We start from the raw sequence: 10,956 nt of genomic DNA, 5'->3' as shown, positions 1-10,956 counted from the left end.
GAACACGAAGCCGGGGCGCTGAAGCCCGCCACGCTGAACACCGTCACCGCCGCCGCCCGGCTGGGGGGCGAGATTCACCTGCTGGTCGCCGGATCGGGGGTTGGTCCGGTTGCCGCCGCCGCCGCCCAGGTTTTGGGGGTCGCCAAGGTGCTGGTGGCCGAGTCCGAGGCGCTGGCCCATCCGCTGGCCGAGCCGCTGGCGGCGCTGATCGTCGCGCTGGCCCCTGCCTACAGCCATGTGCTGGCCCCCGCCACCACCACCGGCAAGAACGTGCTGCCCCGCGTCGCCGCCCTGCTCGACGTCGCCCAGGTGTCGGAAATCGTCGCGGTAGTCGCGCCCGACACCTTCGTCCGCCCGATCTATGCCGGGAACGCGCTGGCGACGGTGCGCTCGACCGATCCGATCAAGGTGATCACGGTGCGCTCGACCGGGTTCGAACCCGCCGCCACCACCGGCGGGGCCGCCGCGACCCAGGCGGTGGCACTGCCCGGCGGCCTGCCCGCGCAATCGCGCTTCGTCGAGGCCCAATTGTCGAAGTCGGAACGTCCCGAACTGACCAGCGCCCGGATCGTGATCTCGGGCGGTCGCGGCATGCAATCGGGCGACAATTTCCACCTGCTGGAAGCGATCGCCGACAAGCTGGGTGCCGCCGTCGGGGCCTCGCGCGCCGCCGTCGATGCCGGGTTCGTTCCCAACGATTTCCAGGTCGGCCAGACCGGCAAGATCGTCGCCCCCGACCTCTATATCGCCGTCGGCATTTCCGGCGCGATCCAGCATCTGGCGGGCATGAAGGATTCGAAGGTGATCGTCGCGATCAACAAGGACGAAGAGGCCCCGATCTTCCAGGTCGCCGATTACGGCCTCGTCGCCGATCTGTTCAAGGCTCTGCCGGAATTGCGACAGGGCCTGTCCTAAGGCTAAAGCGTGATGCCATTAAGCGGCATCACGCTTTAGCCGGTTGATATAGCCCCTCGCCGGGCGTGCCCTCCGGGCACTTGGCCGCGGCCTTTAACGGCCGCAATCGCATCGTGCGTCATGTCTGACGCACGATGCTCCTGTGCGGAGACTGGAGTGATGAGCGAGCGCGAGCAGATGGCGTTTGACGTCGTGGTGGTGGGAGCCGGTCCGTCCGGCCTTGCCGCCGCGATCCGTCTCAAGCAATGCGATCCGGCCCTGTCGGTCTGTGTGATCGACAAAGGGTCCGAGGTTGGGGCCCATATCCTGTCCGGGGCGGTGTTCGAGCCCCGGGCGCTCGACGAATTGTTGCCCGATTGGCGCGAGCGTGGCGCACCGCTCGACGTTCCGGCGGGCGACGACCGCTTTTTGCTGCTGTCGGCGAAGCGGGCGCGGCGACTGCCGACGCCGCCGTCGCTGCGCAATCACGGCAATTACATCATCTCGCTGGCGTCGTTGTGCCGCTGGCTGGCGGGGCAGGCTGAGGCGCTGGGAGTCGAAATCTTTGCCGGTTTCGCCGCCGCCGAATTGCTGTATGACGCGGACGGCGCGGTCAAGGGCGTTGCCACCGGCGATATGGGGGTCGGCAAGGAGGGCGTGCCCGGTCCCAATTTCACTCCGGGAATCGAATTGCTGGGCCGTCAGACCATCCTGGCCGAGGGCTGTCGCGGCTCGCTGTCGAAAAGCCTGTCCGAGCGGTTTGATCTGCGGGCAGAGGCCGATCCCCAGACCTATGGCCTTGGCATCAAGGAATTGTGGGAGATTGACCCGGCCCATCACCAGACCGGCAGCATCACCCACACCATCGGCTGGCCGCTCGATGCGGGCACCTATGGCGGATCGTTCCTTTATCATCTCGATCACACTCAGGTCGCGGTCGGGTTCGTGATCGGCCTTGATTACCGCAACCCCTTCCTGTCGCCGTTCGAGGAGTTCCAGCGCTTCAAATCCCATCCCGCCATCGCCCCGATCTTCGCAGGCGGCCGCCGCATTGCCTATGGTGCCCGCGCCGTGTCCGAAGGGGGCTTGCAATCCCTGCCGCGTCTGACCGTGCCGGGCGCGGTACTGGTCGGCGATGCCGCAGGCTTCCTGAATGTCGCCAAGGTCAAAGGCAGCCACGCCGCGATGAAATCGGGGATGCTGGCCGCCGAATCGATTGCCGTGCTGCTGAAGGGCGAGGGGCGCGAGGCCCTGGGCTATTCCCAGGCGTTGCAAGACAGTTGGTTGTGGCAGGAACTGCACGCGGTCCGCAATGTCCGGCCCTCGTTCCATCGCGGTTTGTGGCCGGGTCTGGCCTATAGCGCGGTCGAGTACGGTGCGCTCCATGGAAAGGTGCCGTGGACGCTGGGCAACCATGCCGACCATCCCCGTCTGAAGGAAGCCGAAGCCAGCCGTCGCATCGACTATCCCCGTCCCGATGGGGTGCTGCGCTTCGACCGGCTGTCGAGCGTGTTCGTCTCCAACACCCATCACGAGGAGAACCAGCCGCCGCATCTGAAGCTGGCCGATCCCTTGGTGCCGATCACCATCAATCATCGCCGCTTCGACTCGCCCGAGCAGCGTTATTGCCCGGCCGGGGTCTATGAACTGGTCGGCGAGGACACGCACATCCGCTTGCAGATCAATGCGGCCAATTGCCTGCATTGCAAGACCTGCGACATCAAAGACCCGACTCAGAACATCACCTGGACCGTGCCGGAAGGCGGCGGCGGGCCGAACTATCCCAATATGTGAGGGGTGCCGGGCCTCAACCTCGACGAGGAATCCCGAACAGAGGGGATTCCTCGTCGATGGCGAGGGTTACCGTGAGAAGGTCGCGTTGCTGAGCTGGATGTCGATATCCTTCTCCAGCGTCTTGACCCACATATTGTAGTGACCGCTGATTTCCCCGGTCTCGGTTTCTCTCATCCCCGACGAGGAATAGCGGGTGATGCTGTAGGAATTGGCGTCGAAGGTGATCGCCAACTCGGCGTAGTAGGACGAGCGCTCCTGACGGGCGTGCAACTCGCCGGGGCGGACTCGCTCGAATCGCCAATTGCGGGTTTTTCCGGCATCGACGATGGCCGATTCGATTCGATCAAGCGGAAGCGAACGCGCCTGCGCCGGAACCGGATGGTTCCGGACTTCGTAAATCGGCTGAGTACCGGCACAGGCCGCCAGCAGCAGAGGCACCGCGACAGCCAAATATCTGAGATTCATGATCCCCCCTATGTTCGTTCAGAAACGGGCGGTGAAAGCCCGTGCCGCCGCCGGTTTCCCCGCGTGGCGCCGAGTTGCGGCACTATCCTCCCCCAAAAGAGGATTATCCGCATTCGCTTTGTGCGCGATGGGTATGAATAGAGAGATGTTTGCCGTGAGATCGGACCAAGGGATAAGGCCCGGCCGGGTCGGCCGGGCCTTATCGGACCCTAGTTGTTGCGTTCCACGAAACGCTCCAGCCAATGGATATCGTAATCGCCATTGACGAAATCCGAATCCTGGACCAGACGGTTGTGCAGGGGCAGGGTGGTCTTGACCCCTTCGATCACGTATTCGCCCAGCGCCCGGCGCAGACGCATCAGCGCCTCGTTGCGGGAATTGCCGTGGACGATCAGCTTGGCGATCATGCTGTCGTAATGGGGCGGGATGCGATAGCCGGAATAGAGACCGGAATCGACCCGGACACCCAGACCGCCGGGGGCGTGATAGCCCTCGATCCGCCCCGGACAGGGCACGAAGCTCTGCGGGTCTTCGGCATTGATGCGGCATTCAATCGCGTGACCGGCAAAGCGGACCTCGGACTGGGTGTAGCCCAGCGGTGCCCCGGCGGCGATGCGGATCTGTTCGCGCACCAGATCGATGCCGGTGATCCCCTCGGTGATCGGGTGTTCGACCTGAAGGCGGGTGTTCATTTCGATGAAATAGAACTCGCCGTTTTCGAACAGGAACTCGATCGTTCCCGCGTTGCGATAGCCGAGCTTGGCGATCGCGGTGCAGGCGATAGAGCCGATCCGTTCACGCTGATCGGCATTGAGGGCGGGGGAGGGGGCCTCCTCCAGCACCTTCTGATGCTTGCGCTGCAACGAGCAATCGCGTTCGCCCAGATGAACGACGCTGCCGTAATTGTCGGCGAGGATCTGAATCTCGATATGGCGGGGCCGCCCGAGATACTTTTCCATATAGACGTCGCCGTTGCCGAACGCGGCCTTGGCTTCGTTCCTGGCCATCTTCCAGGATTCGACCATTTCCTCGGCGTTGCGGGCGACCTTCATGCCCTTGCCGCCGCCACCGGCGGTCGCCTTGATCAGCACGGGATAGCCGATCGCCGCGCCGTTCTCCAGCGCCTGCTCCAGCGTGTCGATCGAGCCCTCGGAGCCGGGAACCACCGGCAGACCGGCGGCCTTCGCCGCCTGCTTGGCGGTGATCTTGTCGCCCATCAACCGGATATGATCGGGCGACGGGCCGATGAAGGCCATGCCGTGCTCTTCGACCATCTGGGCGAAATCGGCATTTTCCGACAGGAAGCCATAACCGGGGTGGATCGCGTCGGCCCCGGTGATGGTCGCGGCCGACAGGATCGCGGCCTTGTTGAGGTAGGATTCCCGCGCCTGGGGCGGACCGATGCAGACCGCCTCGTCGGCGAGGCGGACATGCATGGCGTCGGTGTCGGCGGTGGAATGAACGGCGACGGTACGGATGCCCATCTCGCGACAGGCGCGATGGATGCGTAACGCGATCTCGCCCCGATTGGCGATGAGGACCTTTTCAAACATCGCGTTATTCGATGATCAGAAGAGGTTCGCCGAATTCCACCGGCTGGCCGTCGGTCACCAGGATGCGGGTGACCTTGCCGGCGCGGGGAGCGCGGATCGGGTTGAAGGTCTTCATCGCCTCGATCAGCATCACGGTCTGACCTTCCGAGACGATGTCGCCAGCATTGACGAACTTCGGCGCACCGGGCTCGGGGGCCAGATAGGTGACGCCGACCATCGGCGAGGTCACCGCGCCGGGGTGGTCGGCGTCGGAGGCCGCCGCTGCGCCGGGCTGGGCCTGGGGGAGAGCGGTATGGCTCGGGGCGGGGTGGTACGCCACCGCCTGAGCGGTTCTCGCCACCCGGATGCGCACGTCGCCGACGGCATATTCGATCTCGGTGAGGTTGGTCTCGTCGAGCAGGGCGGCGAGGGCGCGCACCGATTCGCTGTCGATGGGGGTGTTGGTGCCCATTATCTTTCCGAATTTCCCTTGATCAGCCGGGCCAGGGCGTCGAGTGCGAGGATATAGCCGTGACTGCCGAAGCCACAGATCATCCCCTTGGCCGCCTGGGCCACGTAGGAGTGGTGGCGGAACGAATCCCGCTGGTGAATGTTGGACAGGTGTACCTCGACGGTCGGAACCTCGGCGGCCAGCAGCGCGTCGAGAATCGCGACCGAAGTATGCGTATAGGCGCCGGCATTGAGGATCAGGCCGGCTGCCCGTCCCCGCGTCTCCTGAATCCAGGTGACCAGTTCGCCCTCGTAATTGCTCTGACGGAATTCGACCGTCATGCCCCGCGTCGCGGCATGGCCACGGCACAGGGTTTCGATATCGGACAGGGTCTCGCGACCATACAGCTCAGGCTGGCGGGTTCCCAGCATGTTGAGGTTCGGACCGTTGAGTATGCTGATGACAGGGGCGGCGCTCATGACACGTCCCCCTTCTCCCGCTCGTTCGCCATGGCCGGATTTATAACACGGGGACCGCCCCTTGCAACGATCTTGGATGACGAACGTGCTTGGACTTGATCGGGCTTGGGCGGATACTCGGTCGGCATATCGGATGATCGCGTTGGAGAGGCAATGAGGCTCGGCAAGGATTTCGATGCGGCGATCGCTCGCGAGTTGAAAGCGGCGGGTGTCGAACATTACAAAGTTGAGCGGGGCGGCAAGCATCCCCGGCTGGTGTTCGAGCATGACGGGCGCCCTTTCAGCTACACTCTGCCCGGCTCGCCGTCCGATCATCGGGCGCTTTTGAACATGGTGCACGATCTGCGCGGCCTGCTCGGGCTGAACCTGCCCCGTCCGCCGCAGCCGCTGCCGCCCGATCCGCCGCTCGATCCCGAGATGGTCGCCGTTGCCCGTCTGCGGGTCGAGGCCAATCCGCCGACCTTGCCGACCGACAAGGATTTGCGGCTGTACGAGATGCTGGACGGTGCGTTCGAGGCGGTTGCCGCCCTGGCCCGCCGCGCCCAGGCCGAGGATGCCGCTGCCTGGACCCACACCCATCTTGAACGGCTGGAGCGTCTGGTGGCGCTGGGGCTGGCCGAATCCGACGCCGAAGGACGGTACCGTCGCCTGTCCTGACCAAGGGAGATGCCGGATGGATGCTGTCGAGACCGCCCCGCTGGTGGCCGGGTTCATGCTGTTTCCCGACCAGACCCATCTTGACCTCGCCGGGCCATGGGAGGTGCTGACCCGTCTGCCCAATTGCCTGTGTCTGCTGATCGCCGCCGGGCCGGTGCCGGTCGAGTCGGCCGGGTGCGGGCTGACCCTGTTTCCCACCGCCACCTACGATGTCTGTCCGCCGCTCGACCTGTTGTGCGTGCCGGGCGGCCCCGGCCATCTGGCGGCGATGGAGGACGAGGCGCTGCTGGGCTTCTTGCGCCGCCGCGCCCCGGAATGCCGCTATGTCACCTCGGTCTGCACCGGGGCGCTGGTGCTGGCGGCGGCGGGGCTGCTGTCGGGATATCGGGCCACCACCCACTGGCTGTCGCTCGAGCGGCTGGCCCGGTTCGGGGTCGAGCCCGTCGCCGACCGCCGCGTCGTGATCGATCGCGACCGCATCACCGGCAGTGGCGTCACCGCCGGAATCGATTTCGGCCTCTCGCTGGCGGCGCTGCTGCGCGGAGACGAGGTGGCGCGGAGGATCTCGCTTCAACTCGAATATCAGCCGGAACCGCCCTTCGGCGGCGGCCATCCGTCCTCGGCCGATCCCGCCCTGGTCGAGGCGATTCGCGCCGACGCCGCTCCCTATCTGGCCGCGATGAAGGAAATCGACGCCCGTGCCAGCCTCCGTCTCGCCTCGGGGTGAGACCTCTCGATTCCAGCGTTCGCCGGGTTGAAAGAGGGCGCGGCCCGTTCCATACTGCGCCCCTTGTTTTCATAGCCTGCTATCGGGTCCCCCCATGAAACTGACCATCAACGGCGAGCCGCGCGAGCTTGCCGGTCCGGCCTCCGTCGCCGACATCCTGTCCCAGCTTGGCATTGATCCCCGCAAGGTCGCGGTCGAGCGCAATCTCGACATCGTGCCGAAATCGGCCTATGCCGACACCGCCCTGGGCGAGGGCGACCGGGTCGAGATCGTCGCCTTCATCGGTGGCGGCAGCGATGGCGTGGCCGACAGCGACGATTCGTTCCTGGTGGCCGGGCGGCGCTTTACCTCGCGGCTGCTGGTCGGCACCGGCAAGTACAAGGATTTCGAGGAAACGGCGCGGGCGATCGAGGCCAGCGGCGCCGAAATCGTCACCGTCGCGGTGCGCCGGGTCAATCTGACCGATCCGACCAAGCCGATGCTGGTCGATTACGTCAGCCCGCAGAAATACACCTTCCTGCCCAACACGGCGGGCTGTTACACCGCCGACGAGGCGGTGCGGACCCTGCGCCTGGCCCGCGAGGCGGGCGGTTGGAATTTGGTCAAGCTGGAGGTACTGGGCGACCAGACCACGCTGTATCCCAACATGCCGGAAACCCTGAAAGCCGCCGAGGCCTTGGTCAAAGACGGCTTCGAGGTGATGGTCTATTGTTCCGACGATCCGATTCAGGCGCGGATGCTGGCCGATCTCGGTTGCGTCGCGATCATGCCGCTCGGCTCGCTGATCGGGTCGGGGCTGGGCATTCTCAACCCGATCACGTTGAAGATCATCAAGGACAGCGTGTCGGTTCCGGTGCTGGTCGATGCCGGAGTCGGTGCCGCTTCGGATGCGGCGGTGGCGATGGAACTCGGCTGCGACGGTGTGCTGCTCAACACCGCGATCGCCCATGCCCAGGACCCGATCCGGATGGCGCGGGCGATGAAGCTGGCGGTCGAGGCCGGGCGGCTGTCGTTCCTGGCCGGGCGGATGCCGAAAAAGACCTATGCCGCGCCGTCCTCGCCGACCACCGGCCTGATCGGCTGATCCGCGCCCTGCTGATGACACTGCCGAAAAACTTGGCTAGTGTACCGCCCTTTGTAATGCCTCCCCGGAGAGCTGCCCCTTGGACTATGTGAGTACGCGCGGTTCCGCGCCGGTTCTTGGTTTCGACGACGTGTTGCTGGCGGGTCTGGCCCGCGATGGCGGTCTGTATCTGCCGCGCGAGTGGCCGCATTTCTCGCCCGCCGAAATTCGCGCGATGCGGGGCCTGTCCTATCCCGAACTGGCGGCGCGGGTGATGCGCCCGTTCATGACCGGCAGCGTCGCCGAACCCGAACTGTCCCGGCTGTGCGCCGAATCCTACGCCGGATTCACCCATCCGGCGGTCGCGCCGTTGCGTCAGCTCGGCACCGACCAATGGGTGCTGGAGCTGTTCCACGGTCCGACGCTCGCCTTCAAGGATTACGCCCTGCAACTGGTCGGGCGGCTGTTCGATACCGTGCTGACCCATCGGGGCGAGCGGGTGACCATCGTCGGAGCTACCTCGGGCGATACCGGCTCGGCGGCGATCGAATCCTGCCGCGACCGGGCTGCAATCGATATCCTGATCCTTCATCCCAAGGGTCGGGTGTCCGAGGTGCAGCGTCGCCAGATGACGACGGTGCTGTCGTCCAACGTCCGCAATCTGGCGGTCGAGGGCACGTTCGACGATTGTCAGGATCTGGTGAAGGTGCTGTTCTCCGACGCCGCCTTCCGCGACGAAGTCCACCTCTCGGCGGTCAATTCGATCAATTGGGCCCGGGTGATGGCCCAGATCGTCTATTATTTCGCGGCGGCGGTGGCGCTGGGCGCGCCCGACCGTCCGGTCGGTTTCTCGGTCCCCACCGGTAATTTCGGCAACGTCTTCGCTGGCTATTGCGCCCGGCTGATGGGGCTGCCAATCGAGCGGCTGGTGGTCGGCTCGAACACCAACGACATCCTGACCCGCTTTTTCGAAAGCGGGGTGATGCAGACCGGCTCGGTCGTCCCCACCTTGTCACCCAGCATGGATATTCAGGTTTCCAGTAATTTCGAGCGGCTGATGTCGCTGGTCTTGAACGGCGACGGTCCGATGGTCGCCGATCTGATGACCGGATTCCGCCAGACCGGCACGATGACCCTGCCCCAGGGGGCGTGGGAGTCGATGCGCGAGTTGTTCTCGGCCTACCGCTTCGACGATGCCGAGACGCTGGCGACGATGCGGCGGCTGAAGCAGCAGACCGGCGAGACTCTCGACCCCCATTCCGCGATCGGCATCGCCGCCGGGGCGCGGGCTTTGGTCGAGCCCGGTCTGCCGATGGTCGCGCTGGCCACCGCCCATCCCGCCAAATTCCCCGATGCGGTCGAGCAGGCCACCGGCATCCGTCCCGGATTGCCGCCGCATCTGGCCGATTTGTTCGAACGGCCGGAACGGATCGAAACGGTTGCCAACGATGCCGGGGCGGTGAAGGACGCGGTGCGGACCTTCGTCGGCCGGGGTCGGGCATGAGCGCCGAAATCCGCGAGACCTTGCTGCCGTCGGGGCTGCGGGTCGTCACCGATCCGATGGACACGGTCGAGACGGTGTCGCTGGGCGTCTGGGTCGAAGCGGGCACCCGCCATGAGCCGGTCTCGGTTAACGGCGTGTCGCATCTGCTGGAGCACATGGCGTTCAAGGGGACCGAGCGCCGCACCGCGCTCGACATCGCCGAGGAGATGGACGCGGTCGGCGGCCATCTCAACGCCTATACCGCCCGCGACCATACCGCCTATTACGCCAAGGTGCTGAAAGAGGATGCCGGGCTGGCGCTCGACATCATCGCCGACATTCTCCAGCATTCGACGCTCGATCCCGAGGAACTGGCCCGCGAGCAGGCGGTGGTGGTCCAGGAGATCAATCAGGCGATCGACACCCCCGACGACATCATTTTCGATCATTTCCAGGCCACCGCTTATCCCGACCAGTCGTTGGGGCGCGCCGTGCTCGGCACCGAAGAGGTGGTGCGGGGCATGAGCCGTGAGGCGGTGCTGGGCTATATGCGTGAGCATTATTCGGCTCCGGCGATGGTGCTGTCGGCCTCGGGCCGGATCGACCATGACAAGCTGGTCGCTGCGGCCGAGCGCGCTTTCAGCGCCTTGCCGGTGCCGCGCACCGCAACGACCGAGGCGGCGCGCTATCGCGGCGGCGATTACCGCGAGGAGCGCGACCTCGAACAGGTCCATGTCGTCGTCGGCTTCGACGGCGTCACCTACGAAGACCCCGATTATTATACCGCGTCGGTGCTATCGACCTTGCTGGGGGGCGGGATGTCGAGCCGTCTGTTCCAGGAGGTGCGGGAGAAGCGCGGGCTGGTCTATTCGATCTACACCTTTGCCTCATCCTACGACGATGGCGGGCTGTTCGGGGTCTATGCCGGAACCGGCGAGGACGAGGTCGCCGAACTGATCCCGGTGATGTGCGACGAAATCGTCAAGGTCGGATCGGGGGTGCGCGACATCGAGGTCCAGCGGGCCCGCGCCCAGTTGAAGGCGTCGATCCTGATGAGTCTGGAAAGCACCTCGTCGCGCTGCGAGCAACTGGCCCGCCAGGTCGCGGTCTATGGCCGCCCGGTGACGGTGGCCGAAGTGGTCGAGCGGATCGAGGCGGTAACGCCCGAGGATTGCGCCCGCGTCGCCCGCCGTCTGTTCTCGGGCGTGCCGACCTTTGCCGCGATCGGTCCGCTGGCCCGGGTCGAATCCTATGACAGCATCGCCGCCCGGCTGAAAGGGTAGGGGGGCTTCTCCCCCTCAGTCGCCGGGCGCTCGGTCCCCTCGCTTGGCTTTCGCTCGCATGGGCTCGCGGGCGCTGTTCGCGCCAGTCGCTGCGCTCCGCCGTTATTTCCTTGACGGCGGAGGAGCGG

General features: G+C 65.5%; 11 protein-coding genes. 7 read left to right on the top strand and 4 right to left on the bottom strand.

Features of this window, described 5'->3' with window-relative positions:
- Both BLW40_RS02130 and BLW40_RS02125 read left to right on the top strand, forming a co-directional pair.
- Positions 1-915 (top strand): FAD-binding protein (locus tag BLW40_RS02130; RefSeq protein ID WP_074765014.1); only part of this gene is annotated, 915 nt, incomplete at its 5' end.
- Between the two features lie 159 nt (positions 916-1,074).
- The gene (locus BLW40_RS02125) at positions 1,075-2,688 is read left to right on the top strand and encodes an electron transfer flavoprotein-ubiquinone oxidoreductase (RefSeq protein ID WP_170834510.1); all 1,614 of its coding nucleotides are present in this window, start codon (positions 1,075-1,077) and stop codon (positions 2,686-2,688) included.
- A 66-nt stretch (positions 2,689-2,754) separates the two neighbouring features.
- On the opposite strand, the gene BLW40_RS02120 is transcribed toward BLW40_RS02125, so the two are convergent.
- The 4 genes from BLW40_RS02120 to aroQ form a co-directional block, all read right to left on the bottom strand.
- Positions 2,755-3,153, bottom strand: a complete 399-nt coding sequence (locus BLW40_RS02120) for a hypothetical protein (protein ID WP_074765012.1) — start codon at positions 3,151-3,153, stop codon at positions 2,755-2,757.
- A gap of 209 nt (positions 3,154-3,362) precedes the next feature.
- The gene (gene accC / locus BLW40_RS02115) at positions 3,363-4,706 is read right to left on the bottom strand and encodes an acetyl-CoA carboxylase biotin carboxylase subunit (RefSeq protein WP_074765010.1); all 1,344 of its coding nucleotides are present in this window, start codon (positions 4,704-4,706) and stop codon (positions 3,363-3,365) included.
- Positions 4,707-4,710: 4 nt separating this feature from the next.
- Positions 4,711-5,157 (bottom strand): acetyl-CoA carboxylase biotin carboxyl carrier protein, encoded by a 447-nt coding sequence (locus BLW40_RS02110; protein WP_074765008.1) that lies wholly within the window; start codon positions 5,155-5,157, stop codon positions 4,711-4,713.
- Complete coding sequence (aroQ, locus tag BLW40_RS02105; RefSeq protein ID WP_074765006.1) at positions 5,157-5,615, bottom strand: type II 3-dehydroquinate dehydratase; 459 nt, start codon at positions 5,613-5,615, stop codon at positions 5,157-5,159. Before aroQ ends, BLW40_RS02110 begins: the two co-directional genes overlap by 1 nt.
- A gap of 153 nt (positions 5,616-5,768) precedes the next feature.
- Here aroQ and BLW40_RS02100 point away from each other — a divergent pair, with 153 nt between their 5' ends.
- The 5 genes from BLW40_RS02100 (at position 5,769) to BLW40_RS02080 (ending at position 10,828) form a co-directional block, all read left to right on the top strand.
- Positions 5,769-6,272, top strand: coding sequence for a hypothetical protein (locus BLW40_RS02100; protein ID WP_074765005.1), 504 nt, complete (start codon positions 5,769-5,771; stop codon positions 6,270-6,272).
- A 16-nt stretch (positions 6,273-6,288) separates the two neighbouring features.
- Positions 6,289-6,999 carry a DJ-1/PfpI family protein gene (locus tag BLW40_RS02095; RefSeq protein WP_074765003.1) on the top strand — a complete coding sequence of 237 codons (711 nt, stop codon included), beginning with the start codon at positions 6,289-6,291 and terminating at the stop codon, positions 6,997-6,999.
- A 94-nt stretch (positions 7,000-7,093) separates the two neighbouring features.
- Positions 7,094-8,083: a sulfur carrier protein ThiS gene (gene thiS, locus BLW40_RS02090; RefSeq protein ID WP_074765001.1), complete on the top strand. Its 990-nt coding sequence runs from the start codon at positions 7,094-7,096 to the stop codon at positions 8,081-8,083.
- Positions 8,084-8,162: 79 nt separating this feature from the next.
- Complete coding sequence (thrC, locus tag BLW40_RS02085; RefSeq protein WP_074764999.1) at positions 8,163-9,566, top strand: threonine synthase; 1,404 nt, start codon at positions 8,163-8,165, stop codon at positions 9,564-9,566.
- Positions 9,563-10,828, top strand: coding sequence for a M16 family metallopeptidase (locus BLW40_RS02080; protein ID WP_074764998.1), 1,266 nt, complete (start codon positions 9,563-9,565; stop codon positions 10,826-10,828). The genes thrC and BLW40_RS02080 overlap by 4 nt, the downstream gene beginning before the upstream one ends.
- The last annotated feature ends 128 nt before the right edge of the window (positions 10,829-10,956 follow it).

This window comes from Magnetospirillum fulvum, from assembly GCF_900108475.1.
In the GTDB taxonomy this organism is placed as follows: Bacteria; Pseudomonadota; Alphaproteobacteria; order Rhodospirillales; family Magnetospirillaceae; genus Phaeospirillum; species Phaeospirillum fulvum_A.
This window is presented reverse-complemented; position numbering and strand designations above follow the sequence as displayed.